This is a genomic window from Bacillus sp. BSL6, from assembly GCF_052928345.1.
This window is the reverse complement of record NZ_JAVGCW010000011.1, coordinates 35,801-56,623: the sequence shown is the minus strand read 5'-3', so window position 1 is coordinate 56,623 and position 20,823 is coordinate 35,801. Positions and strand designations below refer to the sequence as shown.

The 20,823-nt window shown below is 34.6% G+C and carries 22 protein-coding genes and 1 riboswitch; of the genes, 11 read left to right on the top strand and 11 right to left on the bottom strand.

Annotation, left to right across the window (positions count from 1 at the left end; all coding sequences use genetic code 11):
- Nucleotides 1-16: 16 nt before the first annotated feature.
- The 4 genes from RCJ96_RS24795 to proC form a co-directional block, all read right to left on the bottom strand.
- Nucleotides 17-1,657: a peptide ABC transporter substrate-binding protein gene (locus tag RCJ96_RS24795; RefSeq protein ID WP_416504590.1), complete on the bottom strand. Its 1,641-nt coding sequence runs from the start codon at nucleotides 1,655-1,657 to the stop codon at nucleotides 17-19.
- A 506-nt stretch (nucleotides 1,658-2,163) separates the two neighbouring features.
- Nucleotides 2,164-3,804: a peptide ABC transporter substrate-binding protein gene (locus RCJ96_RS24790; protein ID WP_000726476.1), complete on the bottom strand. Its 1,641-nt coding sequence runs from the start codon at nucleotides 3,802-3,804 to the stop codon at nucleotides 2,164-2,166.
- A 132-nt stretch (nucleotides 3,805-3,936) separates the two neighbouring features.
- Nucleotides 3,937-4,043: riboswitch (SAM riboswitch) on the bottom strand.
- A 151-nt stretch (nucleotides 4,044-4,194) separates the two neighbouring features.
- On the bottom strand, nucleotides 4,195-5,028 hold the full coding sequence (locus RCJ96_RS24785) for an aldo/keto reductase (RefSeq protein WP_000060176.1): 834 nt from the start codon (nucleotides 5,026-5,028) through the stop codon (nucleotides 4,195-4,197).
- A 1-nt stretch (nucleotide 5,029) separates the two neighbouring features.
- A complete protein-coding gene (gene proC, locus RCJ96_RS24780) occupies nucleotides 5,030-5,833 on the bottom strand; it encodes a pyrroline-5-carboxylate reductase (protein WP_074608881.1) in 804 nt (267 codons plus the stop codon).
- A 187-nt stretch (nucleotides 5,834-6,020) separates the two neighbouring features.
- Here proC and pnuC point away from each other — a divergent pair, with 187 nt between their 5' ends.
- Nucleotides 6,021-6,671: a nicotinamide riboside transporter PnuC gene (gene pnuC / locus RCJ96_RS24775; protein ID WP_074608878.1), complete on the top strand. Its 651-nt coding sequence runs from the start codon at nucleotides 6,021-6,023 to the stop codon at nucleotides 6,669-6,671.
- A gap of 67 nt (nucleotides 6,672-6,738) precedes the next feature.
- Here the strand turns inward: pnuC and RCJ96_RS24770 are convergent, their stop codons facing one another.
- From RCJ96_RS24770 to modA, 3 genes are all read right to left on the bottom strand, one after another.
- Nucleotides 6,739-7,590, bottom strand: a complete 852-nt coding sequence (locus RCJ96_RS24770) for a GRP family sugar transporter (RefSeq protein ID WP_074608876.1) — start codon at nucleotides 7,588-7,590, stop codon at nucleotides 6,739-6,741.
- 301 nt (nucleotides 7,591-7,891) lie between these two features.
- Nucleotides 7,892-8,566, bottom strand: a complete 675-nt coding sequence (gene modB, locus RCJ96_RS24765; protein ID WP_016716275.1) for a molybdate ABC transporter permease subunit — start codon at nucleotides 8,564-8,566, stop codon at nucleotides 7,892-7,894.
- Nucleotides 8,567-8,571: 5 nt separating this feature from the next.
- Nucleotides 8,572-9,378, bottom strand: coding sequence for a molybdate ABC transporter substrate-binding protein (gene modA / locus RCJ96_RS24760; protein WP_074608874.1), 807 nt, complete (start codon nucleotides 9,376-9,378; stop codon nucleotides 8,572-8,574).
- 133 nt (nucleotides 9,379-9,511) lie between these two features.
- Here modA and RCJ96_RS24755 point away from each other — a divergent pair, with 133 nt between their 5' ends.
- Nucleotides 9,512-10,459: a helix-turn-helix transcriptional regulator gene (locus RCJ96_RS24755; protein ID WP_270796123.1), complete on the top strand. Its 948-nt coding sequence runs from the start codon at nucleotides 9,512-9,514 to the stop codon at nucleotides 10,457-10,459.
- A 213-nt stretch (nucleotides 10,460-10,672) separates the two neighbouring features.
- On the opposite strand, the gene RCJ96_RS24750 is transcribed toward RCJ96_RS24755, so the two are convergent.
- On the bottom strand, nucleotides 10,673-10,774 hold the full coding sequence (locus RCJ96_RS24750) for a DUF3948 family protein (RefSeq protein WP_001060016.1): 102 nt from the start codon (nucleotides 10,772-10,774) through the stop codon (nucleotides 10,673-10,675).
- A gap of 255 nt (nucleotides 10,775-11,029) precedes the next feature.
- A complete protein-coding gene (locus RCJ96_RS24745; RefSeq protein WP_074608868.1) occupies nucleotides 11,030-11,896 on the bottom strand; it encodes a LysR family transcriptional regulator in 867 nt (288 codons plus the stop codon).
- Nucleotides 11,897-12,023: 127 nt separating this feature from the next.
- On the opposite strand from RCJ96_RS24745, the gene RCJ96_RS24740 reads away from it, so the two are divergent.
- Nucleotides 12,024-12,992 (top strand): DMT family transporter, encoded by a 969-nt coding sequence (locus RCJ96_RS24740; protein WP_416504591.1) that lies wholly within the window; start codon nucleotides 12,024-12,026, stop codon nucleotides 12,990-12,992.
- 21 nt (nucleotides 12,993-13,013) lie between these two features.
- Nucleotides 13,014-13,154 (top strand): YrzO family protein, encoded by a 141-nt coding sequence (locus tag RCJ96_RS24735; protein ID WP_000894067.1) that lies wholly within the window; start codon nucleotides 13,014-13,016, stop codon nucleotides 13,152-13,154.
- Nucleotides 13,155-13,214: 60 nt separating this feature from the next.
- Here the strand turns inward: RCJ96_RS24735 and RCJ96_RS24730 are convergent, their stop codons facing one another.
- Complete coding sequence (locus tag RCJ96_RS24730; RefSeq protein ID WP_001060007.1) at nucleotides 13,215-13,310, bottom strand: DUF3948 family protein; 96 nt, start codon at nucleotides 13,308-13,310, stop codon at nucleotides 13,215-13,217.
- Between the two features lie 337 nt (nucleotides 13,311-13,647).
- Here RCJ96_RS24730 and RCJ96_RS24725 point away from each other — a divergent pair, with 337 nt between their 5' ends.
- Nucleotides 13,648-14,253, top strand: coding sequence for a lysophospholipid acyltransferase family protein (locus tag RCJ96_RS24725; protein WP_000277772.1), 606 nt, complete (start codon nucleotides 13,648-13,650; stop codon nucleotides 14,251-14,253).
- A 73-nt stretch (nucleotides 14,254-14,326) separates the two neighbouring features.
- Here the strand turns inward: RCJ96_RS24725 and RCJ96_RS24720 are convergent, their stop codons facing one another.
- Nucleotides 14,327-14,422, bottom strand: a complete 96-nt coding sequence (locus RCJ96_RS24720) for a DUF3948 family protein (protein WP_001060010.1) — start codon at nucleotides 14,420-14,422, stop codon at nucleotides 14,327-14,329.
- A gap of 305 nt (nucleotides 14,423-14,727) precedes the next feature.
- On the opposite strand from RCJ96_RS24720, the gene RCJ96_RS24715 reads away from it, so the two are divergent.
- The 6 genes from RCJ96_RS24715 (at nucleotide 14,728) to RCJ96_RS24690 (ending at nucleotide 20,795) form a co-directional block, all read left to right on the top strand.
- Nucleotides 14,728-15,705, top strand: coding sequence for a LacI family DNA-binding transcriptional regulator (locus RCJ96_RS24715; RefSeq protein ID WP_446699870.1), 978 nt, complete (start codon nucleotides 14,728-14,730; stop codon nucleotides 15,703-15,705).
- A 148-nt stretch (nucleotides 15,706-15,853) separates the two neighbouring features.
- On the top strand, nucleotides 15,854-16,183 hold the full coding sequence (locus tag RCJ96_RS24710) for a PH domain-containing protein (protein WP_416504593.1): 330 nt from the start codon (nucleotides 15,854-15,856) through the stop codon (nucleotides 16,181-16,183).
- A gap of 118 nt (nucleotides 16,184-16,301) precedes the next feature.
- Nucleotides 16,302-17,138: a YitT family protein gene (locus RCJ96_RS24705; protein ID WP_044790585.1), complete on the top strand. Its 837-nt coding sequence runs from the start codon at nucleotides 16,302-16,304 to the stop codon at nucleotides 17,136-17,138.
- 137 nt (nucleotides 17,139-17,275) lie between these two features.
- Entirely contained in the window at nucleotides 17,276-17,632 is a 357-nt protein-coding gene (locus tag RCJ96_RS24700) for a YxeA family protein (protein ID WP_000728419.1), read from the top strand.
- A 745-nt stretch (nucleotides 17,633-18,377) separates the two neighbouring features.
- Nucleotides 18,378-19,160, top strand: a complete 783-nt coding sequence (locus RCJ96_RS24695; protein ID WP_270796133.1) for a TatD family hydrolase — start codon at nucleotides 18,378-18,380, stop codon at nucleotides 19,158-19,160.
- Nucleotides 19,161-19,289: 129 nt separating this feature from the next.
- Nucleotides 19,290-20,795: a DL-endopeptidase inhibitor IseA family protein gene (locus tag RCJ96_RS24690; protein ID WP_446699869.1), complete on the top strand. Its 1,506-nt coding sequence runs from the start codon at nucleotides 19,290-19,292 to the stop codon at nucleotides 20,793-20,795.
- Nucleotides 20,796-20,823: the final 28 nt, after the last annotated feature.

Below are 20,823 nucleotides of genomic sequence, written 5' to 3'. Positions count from 1 at the left end.
TTTTTATTAGCACTTATTATTTTGCAACTTCTGTCCACTTGTAGTTAAACTCACCACCGAAGTCAGTTGTTACAAGTCCTTTAATAAATCCGCGTTGTAAGTAAGAACGACCTTGTTGGTATAAAGGAGCGACAGCACCGTCTTGTAATAGAATTTTTTCAGCTTGCTTCATTGCTTCCCAGCGAGCTTTTTCATCACCAGCTAAATTTGTTTTTACTTTATGAATTAGCTCATCGTACTCTTTGTTAGAGTATTTATCGAAGTTGTAAGCACTATCTGTTGTAAATAAATCTAAGAATGTAATTGGATCAGCGAAGTCAGGGCCCCAGCCATCAATACCGATTTCATAGTCACCACTTAACAGTAGTTTTAACTGTTGTTTACGTGGTTGTGGTTTTAAATTCACTGTTAATCCATCTAAGTTCTTTTCTAGTTCACCTTTTAAATATTCACCAGTCTTTTTAGCTAAAGCATTATCACTTGTTAAGAGTTCAATTGTTACTTTGTCAGTACCAAGTTCTTGCTTCGCTTTTTTCCAGTTTTCTTTCGCTGTTTTCACATCATCTTTCACTAGATTTCCATTTTCTTTACGGAAGTCGTTGCCATCAGGACTTTTTGCGAATTTCGTAGGAACCATTCCTTCAGCTGCAACAGCGCCGTTATTTAAAATTGTTTCTACGTATGCTTTCTTATTCATTGCTCCGTTAATAGCAAGGCGTGCATGTTGATTTTTTAATGTTTCATTTTTTTGATTGAGTCGTAAAAATTGAATGCCAACTTCAGCGCGTTCTTTGAAGTTTGGATCGCCCTTATATTTATCAACAAACTCCGCAGTTAAAGCAACGCGATCAATTTGTCCTGAATCATATAAATTAACTTCTGTAGACTTATCTTTAACGACATTGAAGTTGATTTCTTCTAATTTCACCGTTTTAGCATCCCAATAGTTAGGATTCTTCTTCAGTTGGAAGCTTTGCTCGTGTTTCCAGTTATCTAATGTGAAGGCACCGTTGTAAATTAAATGATTTGTTTCTAAACCGTATTTATCGCCTTGAGACTTTAAGTACTCTTCATTAATTGGTAAGAATGTTGAGAATGTCGTTAAACTTAAGAAGTAGGGAACAGGACGATCTAGTTGTACTTCTAATGTTTTGTCATCAATAGCTTTGACCCCTAGTTGATCAATCGGCAATTGTTTTTGGTTTATTTGTTTCGCATTCTTTATATCGAAGAATAAGAATGCATATTCAGCTGCTGTATCAGGGTTTACGGCACGTTGCCAAGCGAAGACAAAGTCTTTTGCTGTAACAGGAGTACCGTTTGACCATTTTGAATCACGCAGATGGAATGTATATTTCGTTTTATCGGGACTAACGTCAACCGACTCAGCGACACCAGGAATCGGTTTATTATCTTCTCCCATTGCATATAACCCTTCAAAAACATTACGCATTACGTTCATGGATTCCCCATCCGTTGCTTTTGCAACATCCATTGTTGGAATTTCTGAAGCAAATGATAAGTTAATTGCCTGTTTATCAGGTGCTTTATCATTTGCTTTCGCTCCGCTTGCGTTATCTTTATTTCCCCCGCAAGCAGTTAGTAATAGACTTGCCCCTAAAACAGATGCAACAACAGGTACAACTTTTTTCTTCATTGTTCGTTCCTCCCTAAATGTGTTGTTCGTAACGTCATAATGTCCATGTCTTGAAGTGTATTTATAGAAGAAGAGAAAACCTATTATAAATATGTATATGTAGGTAATCAGGTGTTCTATATGTATATACATGTTGAACTATAATTTATCATTATATGCTTCGACGTAGTAGACGTTATATTATGATGGTGAAATATTTCGTTTCTTTGATTATTTAGAATATTAACACTGGAGAGAACTATATGTCAATAATAAAAAGTTGAGCATTAATTTTTTAAAATAATATATTAAAAAAGCGGATTTCCTCTTATTGAGAATCCGCTTTTAATACATTTTTTCAATAAAATAATTACTGTAGATAGAAAAACATCGATTCAGCTTGCCTTTTATCCCGCATTAACGGGCAGTAAGACCCTCACCTCAAAATTTAGCGGAAGCAAAGAAGTTAGGTGGGAGATCAACTGCCCGTAAAAGCCCGATTGGTTGGGGCTGATTAAAGTTTCACTTTATTTTTCAATTTGTGCCCATTTGAAGTTTAATTGACCTGCAAAGTCTACTTGCACAATTCCTTTCACATAAGAACGTTCTAAATAAGATTCGCCTTTTTGGTAAAGGGGAGCGATAACAGAGTCTTTAAATAATATTTTTTCAGATGCTAGTAATGCTTCCCAGCGAGCTTTTTCATCACCAGCTAAAGTCGTTTTCACTTTTTCAATTGTTTCATCGAATTCCTTATTAGAGTAATGATCTAAGTTGTAAGGGTTATTCGTTGTAAACAATTCAAGGAATGTAATTGGGTCAGCAAAGTCAGGGCTCCAGCCATCAATACCGATTTCATAGTCACCTTTTAATAAAAGTGAAACTTGTTGTTTACGTGGTTGTGGTTTCACATTTACTGTTAATCCATCTAAATTCTTTTCTAGTTGTCCTTTTAAGAACTCACCAGTTTTCTTATCAAGGTCAGCATCACTTGTTAATAATTCTAATGTTATCTTTTCAGAACCAAGCTCTTGTTTCGCCTTTTTCCATAACTCTTGTGCAGATTTTGTATCAACTTTGGTTAAATCCCCGTTTATAGTACGGAAGTCTTTTCCATCAGGCCCTTTTGCAAAGTTTTTTGGAACGAGACCAAAGGTTGGTGTAGAGCCATCATTTAATAACGTATTTACAAAGGATTTTCGATCAATTGTTTGATCGATTGCTTGGCGTGCAGACACGTTTTGTAGTACTTTGTTTTGTTGGTTCATACGTAAAAATTGTACGCCTACGTTCGGGCGTTCTTTAAAGTTCGCATCTTTTTTATATTTATCAACGAAGTCGGATGTTAATTTTATACGGTCTAATTGTTTTGATTCGAATAGGTTTACTTCTGTTGATTTTTCTTTTACGACGTTAAAATTGATTTCCTCTAGTTTGACAGTATCTTTATCCCAATAGGTAGGGTTTTTCTTGAATTTAAAGCTTTGTTCATGCTTCCAATCGCTTAGTGTAAAAGCGCCGTTGTACAAGATTGTATTGTCTTCTAAAGCGTACTTATCACCTTGTTTTTTAAAGAATTCCTCGTTAATTGGTAGAAATGTTGGGAACGCTGTTAAGCTAATAAAATATGGAACAGGGCGTTCTAATTCTACCTCAAATGTATGGTCATCAACTGCTTTTACACCAAGTTGGTCGGCTGGAAGTTCTTTGTTGTTAATTTTTGTTGCATTTTTAATATCAAAGAATAGAAATGCATATTCAGAGGCTGTTGCTGGATCGACAGCTCTTTGCCAAGCGAAGACAAAATCTTTCGCTGTAACAGGAGTACCGTTTGACCATTTTGAATCTCGCAGGTGGAATGTGTATTTCGTTTTATCACCACTTACTTCATGAGATTTTGCAACACCAGGGACAGGTTTATTACCTTCACCAAGGTTATACAAACCTTCAAATACGTTTCTCATTACTTGACCAGAATCAGTATCTGTAGCACGAGCTGTATCCATTGTTCGTATTTCAGTAGGTGAAGATAAGTTTAAAACTTGTTTACTAGGCGCCTCGTCTTTTGCATTTGCTCCGCTTGCTTCGTTTTTATAACTACCGCAACCAGTTAATAAAATACTTACTCCTACAACTGATGCAATACCGGGTACAAACTTCTTTTTCATTTGATTTTCCTCCTAAATAATTAAGTTTGGATGATGATGAGGGAAATGAAAAATAAAAAATCCCTCTTTTCGTATTGAGAAAGAGGGATTTTTACGTACAAGTTATGCACCCGTATATAAACGAAGTCCCTCATTCTATCTTTCAAGCTATAAAGCTTGCAGGAAGTGGCACAGTATTCAAAAATGAACCTGCTGCCGAGGTTTCAAAGGGCCAGTCCCTCCACCTCTCTTGATACAATGAGTAAACGAATAAACTTTATTAATTTTTGTGTTTCTTTGATAATTCAAAATCTTACACCTTGGATGATGAAGTGTCAACTGAATGAAATATAGTTTAAATTTTCAGTTTTCTTAAATGAAAAACCACTGCATATGGCAGTGGTTTTTCTACTAGAAGTTAAAGTTATCTGGATCTGGACCAACGCGACGATCTTCATTTAAAGCTTGAATTGCTTTCATATCATCAGCACTTAATTCAAAGTCGAAGATGTTTGCATTTTCAATAATACGATGTTCTTTAATTGATTTAGGAATTGTTACAACTTCGTTTTGTAAATCCCAGCGTAAAATAATTTGCGCAGTTGATTTATTATATTTTGTCGCAATTTCTTGCAACGTTGGATTATCTAGTAGTTGTCCTTGCATTAACGGTGACCAAGCTTCAAGCTGGATATTATGTTCTTTACAGAAAGCGTGCAACTCTTCTTGTGCTAGACGTGGGTGGTATTCCACTTGATTGACCATTGGCTTAATTTCAGCAATTTCAAATACGTCTTGTAAGTGGTGAATATGGAAATTACTCACCCCAATTGCACGAACACGGCCGTCTTTATAAAGTTTTTCTAACGCTTTCCATGATTCAGTATATTTCCCTTTTACAGGCCAATGTACTAAATATAAATCTAAATACTCTAGTCCTAATTTTTCTAATGTAGTTTCAAATGCTTGAAGTGTTGTTTCATACCCTTGATCGCTATTCCATACTTTTGATGTAATAAATAATTCTTCACGTGAAACACCTGATTCACGGATTGCTTGGCCAACGCCTTCTTCATTTTGATAAATTGCTGCAGTATCTATACTGCGGTAGCCATTTTTAATTGCTGCTTTCACAGACTCGATTACTTCTGAACCATCTTCTACTTTAAAAACACCTAAGCCGAACCAAGGCATTTTTACACCGTTATGTAATGTTGTATAGTCTTTTAAACTTGTTAAACTCATATTATTTCCCCCTAGCTTTTTTGTTTGTCGCTTCTACTGCTTTTTGAATTGCCTCTGAAAAATTATATTCATATAAAGCTTTGAGACCTTCAGCTGTGGAACCACCTGGCGTTGTTACTTGTTCACGGAGGTTAGCTGGATCTTGTGTTTGTTCAAGCATAGAAGCAGAGCCAGAAATCATTTGAATGACAAGGTGTTTTGCGGTTGCTTCATCGACTCCATAACTTTTTGTTGCTTCAATTAAACTTTCAGCAAAGTAATAAAGGAAGGCTGGTGCACTTCCAGTAACTGCAGTAAGTTGATGAACTTCTTCCTCGGTACAAAGTTGCGAAGTACCAATGCCCCCTAAAAGCAATTGCAGGGTTTCTTGATCAGTCTCGTTTACGAATTGTCCCATCGTGTATAAGGAGATAGACTTACCAATTTCAGCAGCTGTATTTGGCATAATCCAAGCAACAGGCGTTCCTTTAGGAAGTCTTTCTTCTAAATAAGATGGGCCGATGCCGGCAGCTACCGTTACGACAAGTTGATTCGATAGTAACGGAGATAACTCTGCTAATAATTCTTCATGTGCAGAAGGCGGCATTGCTAAAACAATCGTATCAACAGATGTAACATGATGCTTCCAATCTGTGGTAGTAGACACATTATATCGCGCTCGTAATTGATCTAGCTTTTCTACGTTACTTCGGTTAGAAACGATAATCTCTTCGATGTATTCTTTGCTTGTTTTAAGTAATCCGGAAAATATAGCTTCTGCCATACGACCAGCACCAATAAATAGAATTCGATGTTTAGTTAGCATATCCTCTATTCCTTTCTAGTGGAGATATGTTATAAAAAACGATACCATTTTTAAGAGAATTTTGTAAAAAGAAAAGGCTTATTGTAGATGGAATAGATAATGAAAAGTAGGGAATTAATGGTGAAAGGGAGAGTGATTCCTTATACTGGTGATAGGGAATTTATTACACATCTGGGGAGAGATGATTATGATTAGAAGTCCGCTCTTTTTACTCATTACTAGTATTATTTGTGTATTGGTTGGATTGTATATTCAATCGAGCTATATTGAAATCTTTGCATCGGTCATGGGAATTATTAATGTTTGGCTATTAGCAAGAGAAAAAGTATCCAACTTTTTATTCGGTATGATTACCGTTGCGGTATTTCTGTATATTTTTATTACACAAGGTTTATATGCAATGGCAGTATTGGCAGGTTTTCAATTTATATTTAATGTATATGGTTGGTATCATTGGATTGCACGTAGTGGGGAGGAAGAGGTAAAAGCAACAGTTCGTTTAGATTTGAAAGGTTGTATTTTTTATATAATCTTTATTTTAGTTGCATGGATTGGTTGGGGGTATTATCAAGTCCATTACTTAGAATCAACAAGTCCATATTTAGACGCTTTAAATGCTGTACTAGGATTAGTAGCTCAATTTATGCTAAGTCGAAAAATCTTAGAAAACTGGCATTTATGGATTTTATATAATGTAGTTAGTATTTCAATTTATATCTCCACTGGGTTATACGTTATGCTAATATTAGCTGTTATTAATCTCTTTATATGTGTAGCGGGTTTGCTAGAGTGGAAGAATAATTATAAGGGCCAAAAACATACAAATAATTATATCTAGAAAATAATTAGAATTAAAAAACCCCTGAAGCATATGTGCCTCAGGGGTTTACTAATAGATTATAAGTTTATGCTTTTGTCATACCAAGTAATACAGCGCCGCCGATAATTAAAACACTACCTAGCGCAATAAAGATCAATTGACGTTTCGTTTTCTTTTCGCCTAAGAAGACAATCGCACCAAATGTTGAGATAACGATTCCAGTTTGAGATAATGGGAAGCTTGTTGCTACTCCGACACGTGGTAATGAAAGAAGTAAGAATAAGTTTCCAGTTCCCCATAGTAAACCAGATAAAGCGTTACGGATTGCATATTTGTTAAATGGTTTATGTTTAGATGTCAGTACAACCGCACCAACAAACATACCAACTGCTTGTGGTAAAATAGCAGACCAACCATCGATGTTATACCAACGAATAATAATTACATATACAAGATAGCCAAAAGTAGAAACAATTAAAGTAAGAAGGCCCTTTTTCAATTGTCCTGGTGGCTGAGCATTTTCTTTATCATCTAATGATGTGAATACAACACCAACTACGATTAATAGGATTGCAATCGTTCCCAGAATGATCGTTGTAGTAGTAGTCCACTCACGAAAAGCGATAACCCCAAAGATAGAAGTTGCAACAAGTTGCATACCAGTGGAAATTGTTACAGTAGTTGAAACGCCTAGTTTTTCAACTGTTTTTAATTGGTTTACTTGTCCTAAAGCCCAGAATAAACCTGAAATAAAACCAACAATCAAGATTGTCATTGTTAAAGTTGGTTGAGTAAATACATACATAATTGTTGCGAAGAATAGAGCACCGATTGTCATACCTACCGTTTGGCTATATGCACCACCGCCCATTTTTACGCTTACTAATAAGATGTTTCCCCATGCAATTGCAGGAAGAAGCGCTAATAAAATGTCCATTACAAGACTCCCTTCGTTTTGCTATACCAATATAATTACATATCGTTCTAACGATCGGTAATGCCCCACTACTAGAGTAGAAGATTACCGATCGCTAAAACAGGATGAAGAATTCACGATATAAATGCGTTTTCATTTCTTCATTTTTTCAAACACCTCCATATAATAACAGGAAATTGCCTATTTTAGAAAGTAAATTCAAATAGAATGTATATTTAAATAAAAATTAAAATTCAGTTATTTCCCGGTGGTATATTTTTATTTCCTAAGAAATAAAAAAGCAGCTTCAAAAAGAGCTGCCTTAAGAGTTAGTAATTCTTTTATTAATAAGCTGAATACATAGCAAAAATAGGAGGGACATACTAATAGTGATAACTACTAGTGTCCAGGCGAGCTGCATATTACTTGCATCAATCGCCATGTAAATGGCAGTTGGGATAGTTTGTGTTTTACCAGGAATGTTTCCGGCAAACATGAGCGTAGCACCAAACTCACCAAGCGCACGAACAAAGCTCAAAATCATTCCACTTAGTAAGGCAGGAAATGCAAGCGGAAGTGTGACGTGTAGAAAAACTTGATATTCACTTGCACCAAGGTCACGAGCACTTTCTTCAATTTGTACATTCGCGATAGAAAATCCTGTTTTTGCTGATTGATACATAAGTGGAAATGCAACAACTGTAGAAGCAATGATAGCAGCAGTAGATGTGAACATAATAGATTGCTGAAATATTGATTCTATCCACATTCCAATGGGACTGTTATTTCCAAAAATGATAATGAGAAAAAAGCCGATTACAGTTGGCGGAAGTACCATTGGTAGTAAGAAAATAGTTTCTAATATTACTTTATATCTCCATGAGGAGCGTGCTAGCGCTCGTCCGATTATCGTTCCTAAAATGGTAACGATAATGGTGGCACATGCAGCTACTCGTAAAGATAGAAAGATTGGTGATAAAATAGTATCAAAGCTCATGGCAATTATGATAGGACTGTAAATCCGTATTTTTTAAAGATAGATTGTGCATCTTTTGACTGCAAATACTCATAAAATGAAGTCGCCTCTTTCTTGTGTTTAGATTCTTTTATAACACCTAAAGGATAGTGAATTGGCTCATGAGAAGTATCCGCTGCTGTCTCACCAACTTTTACTTTGTTTGAAATAAGAGCATCTGTTTTGTATACAATACCAGCATCAACATTACCTGTTTCTACATATGTTAACACTTGGCGAACATCTTTTGTAAATACGACTTTATTTTGAATGTCATTCCAAAGATTTTCATGTGTGAGAGAAGCTTTTGCGTATTTTCCCGCAGGTACAGATTCAGGTGTACCAAGTGCGATTTTTTTTATTTTTTCATCTTTTAAATCTTGAATTTTTGTAAGAGAACTATCTTTTGGGACGACTAGAACGAGTTCGTTTCCAAGGAGATTTTTCCCCTCTTTTTCATTAATGAATCCTTTTTTAACGAGAGTTTGGAATTTATCTTCGGCTGCTGAGAAGAATAAATCAGCAGGTGCACCTTGTTCGATTTGTTGTTGAAGTGCACCAGAAGCGCCGAAGTTAAAAGAAAGTTTAATATTAGGTTCTTTTTCTTTATATTTTGTTTCAATTTCTTTTAGCGCATCTTGTAAGCTTGCAGCTGCTGATATAGTAAGTTCAACTGTTTTTCCTTCTTTAGCGGTTGATTTCTCTTTCTTCTCTCCGCTTGTACATGCAACACTAAATATAAGAAGAAAAGAAAGGATAAGTGCCCCGATGGATTGTAATGTAAACTTATTCATAAAAAATCCCCTTTCGTTTTTACATAATTAATTATAACTAAATATAACTAAATATAACTAGTTATAATTGAATATAATTTGAACGATGTAGTTATTTTTAAAATATAGGAGAAATATTCTTTTCTTTGTTACAATGAAGAAAGAAAGTGAGGAATCGTCTATGGATCATCATTCCTACACAACGGAAGAAGTAGCGAAGCGATTAAAAGTATCAAAATTAACTGTATACGATTTAATTAAAAAAGGAGAACTGCCTTCTTATAGAATTGGTAGACAGATGCGCATTGATGCAGCAGATTTAGAACAATATATTAAGCAAATGAAAACAGGTAACGTACAAGTTACTTCTGTAAAGAATGACAGTAATAGTATCTCGAATACATGTATTATTAGCGGACAAGAACTAACGTTAGACATGTTGGCAAAACGTATAGAAAATCGCCTGCCAAGTTCAAATATATTAAGGGCATATCAAGGTAGTTTAACGAGCCTAGTAAAAATGTATCAAGGAGAAGGAAGTATCGTTAGCTTGCATTTGTTTGATGGCGAAACGGGTACATATAATGTTCCTTACGTAAAACGTATTTTAGTAGGACAACCATGTACGATGATTAATTTATTAGCAAGGAACGTTGGGTTTTATGTGCAAAAGGGAAATCCAAAAAATATAAAAACATGGGATGATTTATCTCAATCATCTATACGATTTGTAAATCGAGAAAAAGGTTCTGGTATTAGGGTGTTAGTCGATGAACAATTGCGCATTCAAAATTTAAATAAAGAACGTATTAGTGGATATGAATGGGAAGAATCGAATCATCTTGGTGTTGCTACGCAAGTCGCGAATGGGAAAGCTGATGTGGGAGTAGGATCAGAAAAGTTTTCGCAAATTGTAAATGTAGACTTTATTCCAATCATGAAAGAGCAGTATGATTTAGTGATTTTGAAGAATAAAGAAAATGAAGAGTTGATCGAAGTTGTAAAAGACATTCTGCAATCGGAAGAATTTCATAATGAACTAAAAGCGATTGGCGGATATGATATGACGAAAACAGGTCAAATTATATATGAAATAAAGTGAAACTTTAATCAGTGGGGGGCTTCATCCCCCACTGATTATCAGCCCTCACCAATCGGACTTTAATGGGCAGCCCGACCCCACCTAACTTCTTTGCTTTCGCTGAATTTTGAGGTGGGGATCTTACTGCCCATTAAAGCGGGACAAACTAAAAAGCTGCTTGTCTATAAGACGAGCAGCTTTTTCTATATATAAAGGGGTTGGGGAAACAAAGTGTTAAACAAGACCTTTAGCAAGTGTGTAAATGAAAGCTGTAAGAAGAGTCGCTCCACTTGCAAGTCCGATAAAGTCTGATTTGTTAAATGTAATGTTGTTCATTATAATCTCTCCTTATTTGTTTAATGTAGTTGCAACAGCTTTTGCATCGACAAGTGCGGATAGCACCATGCCCATTGTATTTAAAAATTTGTTTGATTTCATTTTGTTCATCATGCGTATCCGCTCCTTTTCGAATTGTTGTTGCCCTGCTTTATATCTTAATTATAGGAAATATGATCGCCTGCAACTATCGAATTAGCTTACGGAAGACTTACACTTTTGTAAGAAAAAAAGACATTCGTGTAAGAATGTCTTTTAAAGCATATTAATGTGGTGGTGCTCTTCGATTGTTTTTAAAAAGCTACGCATTGAATTTGTCATATAGCTATCCTTGCGGCGTATGAAAACCGTTGAAATACTGCCGTATTTTTCAGGGATTGCATGACAATGTACTTTCCCTGCTTTAGAAAGATGGTGGACAGCAGACTGTGGTACGAGCGTAATTCCAAGGCCGAGTGCAACACTGTTTAATATAGTCTCTAATATATTAAATTCCATAATTCTTTTTGGTAGCAAACCTTCGTCTTTCAGCCATCGTTCTAGTTTGGAACGGTATCCACAACCTTGGTTAAAAACGAGTAGAGGCGTTGTTGTAAATTCTTCTATATGAAAAGCTTTATTTTGTGTTACAAGCATTAATTTCTCTGTACTAACATCATATTGTTCAATAAGGGGATGTTTTATTGGCCCTGATATAAAAGCGCCATCTAGTTGATGATTGAGTACTTCTCTAATTAATTCTTCTGTTAGACCTGCTTGTAATGATAAATCGACGTTCGGATAGCTTTTATAGTAAGAAGATAAAATGGTAGGTAATGTACTTACTGTTTCGACAGTACCGATTTTTAATATGCCAGAGGGTGTTTCACTATCTAAAAATACTTGTTTTAACTCGTCAACATCTTGCAAAATTTTATTAACATAAACGAGCATTTTTCTTCCTTCAGCTGTTAAAGTCATGCCTCGTTTATGACGATAAAAGAGCGGTGTTTTCAGCTCGTTCTCCAGTTGTTTAATACGCGTTGTTACATTTGATTGTACGTAATTTAATTCCTTTGCTGCGCTACTTACACTACCTTGGTCGGCAACGCTCTGGAAGATTTGTAAATCTCTTAATTCCATAATACTGTCCTCCTTGATGTTAACTATCATTATAAATGATAGTTAACATCATTTTGAATCATTTTACGTGATATATTTTTTCTTTTACAATTCTCTTTGTGCAAATAGAAAGAAGCGGGGGATTGTGGTGAGAAGAGGTCAAATGATAATAGGAGCTTTAGCATGTTTAATTGCAAGTATGTCATGGGGAGCGATGTTTCCAGTTGCTGATCATGCGTTAGAATACATAGATCCGTTTTATTTTTCGCTTATTCGCTATGGAGCGGTGGCGATAATGCTGATTATATTGTTGTTAATGAAAGAAGGGAAACAGGCATTTCGTTTAGAAGGAAGAGGAAAGTTACTCGTCTTTTTCGGAACGATGGCGTTTACTGTATATAATGTACTTGTATTTTTAGGTCAAATGTTAATGGGAAAATCAGGCGTGATGGTAGCCTCCATTATGGAAGCACTTATGCCGATGATTTCTATTTGTATTTTATGGGGATATAAGCATATAAAACCGAAAAAATATATGATAACGAGCATGATTATCGCTTTTGTAGGGGCTGTATTTGTTATTACAAAGGGCGACATGAGTTTCTTTTTAACATTGAAAGATAACATGTTTTCACTAGCATGTATATTTGTTGGAGTTGTAGGTTGGGTTATTTATACGATGGGTGGTCAAACGTGTAGCGATTGGTCGACATTACGTTACTCTACATTGACGTGTGTATTCGGTACGACCGTTACAGGAATTATAACGGTACTTATTACATCGCTTGGATATGTTTCAGTTCCGAGTATGGGAACGATTTCTGTCGTGAAATATGATTTGTTATTTATGATGACATTACCGGGAATTGTAGCATTACTTGCTTGGAATTACGGTGTGAAGATTTTATCATCTATTAATGGGATTTTGTTTATTAACTGTGTGCCTATTACGACTTTAATAATTATGATGATGCAAGGATATCAAATCACGATGTTTGATATTGTAGGGACTTTATTTGTTATTGCAGCGCTTATTCGCAATAATGTTTGTCAGAGAAAAGAAGAAAATATAAATAAGAAGGTGTTACAAGAAGAGCAATTACGTCAAGCTGTTTAATAGGCAATTGGAGGATTTCATATGTTAGAAAGTTTATTGTTTTTCTTCGCCGTTGGAGTTGCTTGTGAGCTTGCAGCAATTAATCGAAATGGTCGTAAGAAGATAAAACAACAAGCTGAAATGATACAGCTTTTAAAAGAGTTAAAAGAAAAAAACATTTAAAAAGACGACCGGGCATAGACGGTCGTCTTCTTCTATATAAAGGGGAAAGGGGACACAAAGTTATACAAGCGTAGCAGCGTAAATAAAAGCAGTAAGAAGAAGAGAGCCGCTAGCTAATCCTAAAAAATCTAATTTGTTAAAAGTGATGTTATTCATGGTGCATTCTCCTTACTTATTTAATGTAGAAGCAACAGCTTTTGCATCGATAAGAGCGGAAAATACCATGCCCATTGTATTTAAAAGATTGTTCGTTTTCAGCTTGTTCATCATATTGATCCGCTCCTTTTCGAATAATGGTTGCCCTGTTTCTGACTTAATTGTATGAAATATCGCAAGAAGTAACTATCGAATTAGCTTACAAGAAAATTACACTTTTGTAAGAATTGAAAATTAACAATTAATACTCATTTTTATTACCAACTCCTATAACTTAGTGTTATAATTGAGGTAAGAAAATGACTATACTTCGGATGTTCAGAAAGGAACGAAACCAATGTATAAACCAATTACATTTTTGTTGAAATATATATTTAAAACAGCTGGGAAAGTAGAAGTGCAAGGAAGAGAAAAACTACCAGAAGGTGGTCCGTATGTTGTTGCGTGTACACATACAAGTTTTATGGATGTATTAATGTTAGCTACAGGGATGTACCCAACAGAGATTCATTACATGGCCAAAAAAGAATTATTTGAAGGGAAATTCAAAAATTGGTTCTTTAAAAATGTAAATGCATTCCCTGTAGATCGTGCAAATCCAGGACCGAGTACACTTAAAATTCCATCACGCTTATTAAAAGAAGGAAAAGTGGTAGGGATTTTCCCGAGTGGAACGAGATCGACAGAAGACGTTTCGTTAAAAGCTGGTGCTGTGACAATTGCGATGCGTTCTAACGTTCCATTAATACCGGCAGCTTATATTGGTCCCTCAAGTGTAAAAGAATTAATAAAAGGAAAAAGAGCACAATTAATTTTTGGAGACCCAATTCAAATTGATGCTGAAGAACAAATAGATCGAAAAACAGCTATGAAAATGATGACAGATCAATTAAATGAGAAGTTTGAGGAGCTTAAGGAAGCTTTACAATCAAATCAAAAGTAAGAAAAGACGACCGGGCATAGACGGTCGTCTTTTCTATTACTATTTATAATGAAGGGGAAAGGGGACACAAAAGTTATACAAGCGTAGCGGCGTAAATAAAAGCAGTAAGAAGAACTGATCCGCTAGCTAGTCCTAAAAAATCTAATTTGTTAAAAGTAATGTTATTCATCGTATATTCTCCTTACTTGTTTAATGTAGAGGCAACAGCTTTTGCATCGATAAGAGCGGAAAATACCATGCCCATTGTATTTAAAAAATTGTTTGATTTCACTTTGTTCATCATATAAATCCGCTCCTTTTCGAATAATGGTTGCCCTGTTTCTGACTTAATTGTATGAAAAATAGCGGAGAGTAACTATCGAATTAGCTTACAGGGAAATTACACTTTTGTAAGAAAAATGAATGAAGGTGTAATGATGAGAAGGTTTGACATATGTTCATGGAATTTATTAATTTAAAAGTAGAGGTGAGTGTATGGCTAATATTAAAGATATTGCAAAGATGGCGGGAGTTTCAGTTACGACTGTTTCGAGAGTATTGAATGATCATCCGTATGTAAGTGAAGAAAAAAGGAAAGCGGTTATAGAGATAGTTGAGAAGTTGAATTACTCACAAAACGCAAATGCTGTTCATTTATCAAAAGGAAAGACGAATATTGTTGGTGTAATTCTCCCTTACATCAATCACCCGAGCTTCGATGCAATGGTAGGGGGAATGATGAAGGGAGCGTTAACTCATAACTACAGGGTGCTACTTTGCCAAACAAACTATAATAAAAAAGAAGAAATGAAAAGTTTACATATGTTAAAAACGAAACAATTAGATGGCCTTATTATTTGTTCACGTGCAAATGATTGGGAAATGATAGAACCGTATGCTTCATACGGCACAATCATTGCTTGTGAAGACAATGATATTTCACATATCTCAAGTGTATATACAAATCATTCGGCAGCTTTCCAGCTAGGAATGAATCACCTGATTGAAAAAGGTTATAAAAAAATTGGTTATTGCACGGGAAGAAAGCTAGGACCGAGTAGTCAAAAACGTTTTGATGTGTATAAGCGTCAATTGCAATCTATAGATGAAGAAGTGAATGAAGAGTGGATTTTTACAGAATGTTTTACGTTAGAAGATGGTGTGAAAGTGGCTCATAAATTAAAGGAACTGCAGCATCTTCCTGAAGCATTAATAGTAGCAGGAGATGAAGTTGCAATTGGGCTTATGACAGAAGCTGAAAAATTAGGTATTCAAGTTCCTGAAGACTTAGCGATTATTGGATTTGATAACCAACCTATTTCGCAAGTGTTACAACTTACAACTATTGATCAAAATTTAAATGAAATAGGTAGAAAAGCCTTTGAAATGTTTTATAGGCAAACAAGTGATGAACGTTCTAAACAAGAAAAGGTGGAAATTCCGTATGAACTTGTGGAACGTTCTACCGTTTAGTTTTAATCCGTTATGCACATAATCGCATAACGGATTATTTTTTTGAAATATCTTTGACAGGAAACGCGTTTCATACTTTATAAAGGAGTTAAACCGGTCTGTAATAATCCATGGATTCTTTTCAAAAATAGTATTTGGAGGGAAATGCATGAATGAACTTTTATTAAGTATAAAAAAGTTTTTAGGGAATGACGAAAATGTTTTAGCCTTTGTGGTGGGGGTTTTTGAGAAGGATCATTTCACGTTATGTTATCAACATGGGATTTTTGTTGCGACTACTAGACGTCTCCTGTTTTACGGAAAATTTCTATACTATCCTTCAACATTTAAAGAGTACTCATATTTGCATATAGATAGCATAGTTTTTCGCCCGTATTTCGAATTTATTTGTAATCATGAAACCATCCGAGCTAAGTATATTCAGAAGGGGAATGTGGAGCAATTTGTCCGTATAGTTAGAGCAAATGTGAATAATTAATCACCCCTCTGTTTAAACATAATATCGTGATTTTTAAGAGGTAAAATGCGGAATAAAAACAACTTCTAAACCTCTAGGAGATAGTGATACAATGTCAAATGGGGGGAGGGTATGAACTATGGTTAATCAACGTATAAAGGAAATAACACTAATTACAATTGGTTCATTATTATTCGCAATTGGTATTAATTACTTTGCAATTCCAAACCGTCTATCAGAGGGTGGAATTATTGGTTTAACGGTTGTTACGTACTATTTATTTGATTGGTCGCCGGGGATTGTGAATTTTGCTATAAATGCAATTTTACTAGCTGTTGGTTATAAATTTTTTGATAAGAAAACGATGGTTTATACAATTTTAGGGATTGTAGAAACATCTTTGTTTTTATATGTTACGGAACATATTGAGTATCATGTAAATAGTGATACGTTATTAGCGGCACTATTTGCTGGTGTATTTGTCGGTATCGGATTAGGCTGTATGTTCAAAGCTGGAGGTACATCAGGGGGATCGGCAATTTTAGCACGGTTAGCAAATCAATATTTAGGTTGGAGCGTCGGTAAAGGTGTACTTATTATTGATATCGTTGTAATTGCTGGTTCTGTATTTATAATAGGGCAAGAAAAAGCGATGTACACACTTGTTGCAGTATTCATCGGAGCGAAAGTAATTGATTTCATTGTAGAAGGAATGGACACAAAAACGGCTGTTACAATTATTTCAAATCAACCAGAGTTAATACGTGAGGCTATTACGAAAAACATGACACGCGGCGTTACTGTATTAGAAGGGCGCGGCGGATATACTGGTAAAAATAAAGAAGTTTTATATGTTGTTATTAATAAACAAGAGCTTGTTAAGTTAAAGCAAGTTATTAGCCGAGTAGATGAAGATGCTTTCGTCGTTATCCATGATGTACGTGATGTACTTGGCGGTGGCTTTAAAGCAAGCTAAAAGGTGAACGGATAAATTCGTTCACCTTTTTTATTCTTACAAAAATGTAAGTGTAATGTAATGAGATTCAATAGTAGATTTTATTCCTTCTTTTTAAAATGGATGTATATATATCCTGCAGAGGAGGAATGTTTATTATGAAGAAAAAAATGATCACTACTATAATAGCGATGATAGTCATAGTAATAATGTTACTACCTACGAAACTTGGACCGGTTATCGATAAATATAATCCATTTTATAAGACGAAAGAATACTATACGGTTGTGAATACAATTGGTCAGCATATTGGCGATGAGTGGTATGAATATGAATTTATTGCATTTGACGAACGTGGAAGAGAACAAAAAATAAAGAAGACTGTTAAGCATATGTTAAAGAGAGATGAAACATTAAAAGTGTACGCAAAAGGACGCTACGGCGAGTCAATTGAAGAAATTGAAGCTGTAAATATTCCCATTAATGCAAAGAGTAAACTTTTAGCGATGAGATAGTGAATTATACCCCCACCTATTTTTTGTCGAAAATAAAAATACTAGGTAGGGGTATTTTGATGTGTGCAAAAAAAGCCTTATTCCATATGGACTAAGGCTTTTTTTAATATATAAAGGGGAAGGGGGTACATTGTAGTAGCATGAGTGAAAGGTATAAGAAGAGTAGCTACTAGCAATGTAATTTGGTTATGTGAGTGTTCTTCTTATTTGGCCTACTTGCTAACTTTATTGTACGAGATGTAGGTGAGGGAAACTATCGAATTACATTACACATAGCTTACAAACATGTAAGTCTTCTGTAATGTAATTCGATGGTTAAAAGATAGTGAATTTTATATAGTGTAATTAGAAAGTCTCACTGTATTACTTTCTGTTTGTAATATGAATGAAGAATGAAAAACCAACTACTTTTTAATAGCCTCATCTGTATGGAGATGAGGCCCTTTTTATAAACCTTACAACATTGTAAGGTTTACGTAAGTTAATTCGATAGTAAATTTGTCATATTTTTTGCATAATAGATACAAATAGATAAAAATAATTAGGGATATAGTAAGAAGGGAGAAGAATGGGATGCGTAAAGAAGAAGTAGTGAAGTTTCCAATTAAAGATTTCTGTAGCTACTTTACTGTTGCCGTAGTATGTATTGGATTATTTGATATCATAACAAACTTAATTGTTAAATAATATAGATGACAAAACAAGAAGGGAGATCCTTTCTTGTTTTTTTTATGGGGGAATAAAGGTGAAGTGGATTGATAGTCATATACATGTTGACAAATATAAGGGTGAAGAGAAAAGTAAATTACTTAAAGATGTGGAGCATAGTAAAGAGATAAAGGGGCTTATTGCAGTATCTATGAATTATCAATCATGTAAAGAAACTTTATCTTTAGCAAAACTATATCCTTTTGTACATCCAGCAATAGGTTTTCATCCGGAGCAACCGATTCATAAAGAAGAATGTGAGCAAATTTATAAATTAATTGAAGAGCATGTAGATGATATAGTTGCGATTGGTGAAGTTGGCTTACCGTATTATTTAAGAAAAGAAGATGAGCGCTTTGCTATCAATTCGTATATATCAGTGTTACAACGGTTTGTTGAACTAGCTAGTAAATATGATTTACCAATTATATTGCATGCAGTATATGAAGATGCTGATATTGTATGTGATTTACTTGAAGAATATAAAGTTTCACGTGCACATTTTCATTGGTTTAAAGGAAGTGAAACAACAATGAAACGTATGATGAGGAACGGTTATTATATTTCTATTACACCAGATGTTTTACATAAGGAGAAGATTAGAAAAATTGTTTCGTATTATCCTCTTGAATATATGATGGTAGAAACAGATGGACCGTGGGAATTTCAAGAGGGTGTTATGACACATCCGAGAATGATTCGAGAGGTATTAAAGGAAATTAGTGTTATAAAAAACGTAGCTGTTGATAAGGTTGCAGAAACGATATATGAAAATACGATTCAATTTTACCCCGCTATTTTCCGGAAATTAAGACCCTAAATGATTAAGATTTCACTTTATTTGAAGGGATAGGAGAGTTTCTCTTATCTCTTTTTATTATGGATATTTTTTCTAATATTTTCTATAATTTATGATGTGTTTAATTTGATGAAGAAAGTAGGGGAGAAAATGGGGAAAGCATATAAAAAAATAGCTATTACAATTATGGTTGGTGCCCTTTCACTTGTAGCGTTTGGTTGTGAAACAGAAAAAAAGACTATAAATTCAAATGCCACACAAGAAAATAAAGAAGTACAAATTGATCCAGTAGTTGAAAAACAGATGAAAGAAAATGAGAAAAACGGAAATTTGGTTGGAAACATCTCTAACCAAGGAAAGATGGCAGAGAGTAAAGGTTGGATTTACTATTCTGTAAATGGTGATAAAAATACAGGAGGCATTTATCGTACGAAAGATCAGTTTCAGACTTCGGAACGTGTAGTGGAAGGTGTAAATGCTTCTTACATAAATATAAAAAACAAAGCTTTATATTTTATTCATACGGATGAAGAGAAGAACGCGGGATTATCTTCTCTAATGAAGTATGATATATCTAATAAAAAGTTAGATACGTTAAAAGCGGATACAAATTATGTTTATATAAAAGATCAAACTTTATTTTACCCGAAAAAATATTCTGAGCATGGTGGTTTTGATATTGTAGGGATTGCAAAAATGGATTTAAAAACGGGACAGGAAGAAGAAGCAGCATTTAAAAACTCTGGATGGTCTCGAACGATAGATGATAGTATTCTACATTGGAATAAAAATCGTGGAACACAAGTGACAAAAGATAATAAAACTTGGTCAAAAGAAAATTATGCAACAATATCTAGTGCTACGTATAATGATGAAAAATTATATGCTGTCGTCGACTTTTCGTTACCTTTTGAAACAAATGAAGCTGAGCATGGCATATATGAAATAGACGTTCAACAAAATAATGAAAAGTTATTGGTAAAGGATGCCTTGCAGATGAATGTGAAAGGAGATACTTTTTATTATGTAAAAAAGGACGGCGTATATAAGAAGAAAATGAATGGTGGGAATGAAAAAGTAATTTATAATAAAGCGGTTGAACCAACTAAATCTTATTTATATCTTGTAGCAGGAGATATGTATCTCTATACGGATAATGGAACTATCATGAATCTAGACACAAAGAAATCAAATGAAGTAAAAGATAAGAAGCTAGCAGATGACGTTATGTTACAGAAGGTATGGAATGCACAGAAGGAACTTACTAATGTTCAAATGGCTGCACTAACAGGAAACCCAAAACGAGTAGGGGATTTTTTATATGGGGAATTAGTGAACCCTATTTATAATAAGAAAGATAATTTAGAGACTACGCTATCTACGTACTTCTCAAAATCATTTATGGCAGAGTATATGAAGAGTAAGTATATGAAAGAGTTAAATGGAAAAATGCACTATGTTATTGGAGATCCAGGGTCAAAAGCAGCAACTAAATTTACAAAAATTATTTCTGCTGAGTTAAAGGATGGGAAAATAAAAGCGAAGGTTGAAACGTATAATGACTATGATAATGTAACGGAAACAGTAGAAGTTGAATTTATTTATGAACATAATCAATGGGTTATTAATAATATGCCACGTTTTGGTTTAAGTTAAAAAAACCACCAAGCATTTTGCTTGGTGG

What these genes read in the sequence shown, in the direction of transcription:
- RCJ96_RS24725 (WP_000277772.1), top strand. Translation starts at nt 13,648, where the DNA reads ATGTATAAACCAATTACATTTTTGTTGAAATATATATTTAAAACAGCT.
- RCJ96_RS24715 (WP_446699870.1), top strand. Translation starts at nt 14,728, where the DNA reads ATGGCTAATATTAAAGATATTGCAAAGATGGCGGGAGTTTCAGTTACG.
- RCJ96_RS24755 (WP_270796123.1), top strand. Translation starts at nt 9,512, where the DNA reads ATGAAGAAAGAAAGTGAGGAATCGTCTATGGATCATCATTCCTACACA.
- RCJ96_RS24750 (WP_001060016.1), bottom strand. Translation starts at nt 10,774, where the DNA reads ATGAACAACATTACATTTAACAAATCAGACTTTATCGGACTTGCAAGT.
- modA (WP_074608874.1), bottom strand. Translation starts at nt 9,378, where the DNA reads ATGAATAAGTTTACATTACAATCCATCGGGGCACTTATCCTTTCTTTT.
- proC (WP_074608881.1), bottom strand. Translation starts at nt 5,833, where the DNA reads ATGCTAACTAAACATCGAATTCTATTTATTGGTGCTGGTCGTATGGCA.
- pnuC (WP_074608878.1), top strand. Translation starts at nt 6,021, where the DNA reads ATGATTAGAAGTCCGCTCTTTTTACTCATTACTAGTATTATTTGTGTA.
- modB (WP_016716275.1), bottom strand. Translation starts at nt 8,566, where the DNA reads ATGAGCTTTGATACTATTTTATCACCAATCTTTCTATCTTTACGAGTA.
- RCJ96_RS24790 (WP_000726476.1), bottom strand. Translation starts at nt 3,804, where the DNA reads ATGAAAAAGAAGTTTGTACCCGGTATTGCATCAGTTGTAGGAGTAAGT.
- RCJ96_RS24700 (WP_000728419.1), top strand. Translation starts at nt 17,276, where the DNA reads ATGAAGAAAAAAATGATCACTACTATAATAGCGATGATAGTCATAGTA.
- RCJ96_RS24705 (WP_044790585.1), top strand. Translation starts at nt 16,302, where the DNA reads ATGGTTAATCAACGTATAAAGGAAATAACACTAATTACAATTGGTTCA.
- RCJ96_RS24785 (WP_000060176.1), bottom strand. Translation starts at nt 5,028, where the DNA reads ATGAGTTTAACAAGTTTAAAAGACTATACAACATTACATAACGGTGTA.
- RCJ96_RS24690 (WP_446699869.1), top strand. Translation starts at nt 19,290, where the DNA reads ATGGGGAAAGCATATAAAAAAATAGCTATTACAATTATGGTTGGTGCC.
- RCJ96_RS24795 (WP_416504590.1), bottom strand. Translation starts at nt 1,657, where the DNA reads ATGAAGAAAAAAGTTGTACCTGTTGTTGCATCTGTTTTAGGGGCAAGT.
- RCJ96_RS24730 (WP_001060007.1), bottom strand. Translation starts at nt 13,310, where the DNA reads ATGAATAACATCACTTTTAACAAATTAGATTTTTTAGGATTAGCTAGC.
- RCJ96_RS24735 (WP_000894067.1), top strand. Translation starts at nt 13,014, where the DNA reads ATGTTAGAAAGTTTATTGTTTTTCTTCGCCGTTGGAGTTGCTTGTGAG.
- RCJ96_RS24745 (WP_074608868.1), bottom strand. Translation starts at nt 11,896, where the DNA reads ATGGAATTAAGAGATTTACAAATCTTCCAGAGCGTTGCCGACCAAGGT.
- RCJ96_RS24720 (WP_001060010.1), bottom strand. Translation starts at nt 14,422, where the DNA reads ATGAATAACATTACTTTTAACAAATTAGATTTTTTAGGACTAGCTAGC.
- RCJ96_RS24770 (WP_074608876.1), bottom strand. Translation starts at nt 7,590, where the DNA reads ATGGACATTTTATTAGCGCTTCTTCCTGCAATTGCATGGGGAAACATC.
- RCJ96_RS24710 (WP_416504593.1), top strand. Translation starts at nt 15,854, where the DNA reads ATGAATGAACTTTTATTAAGTATAAAAAAGTTTTTAGGGAATGACGAA.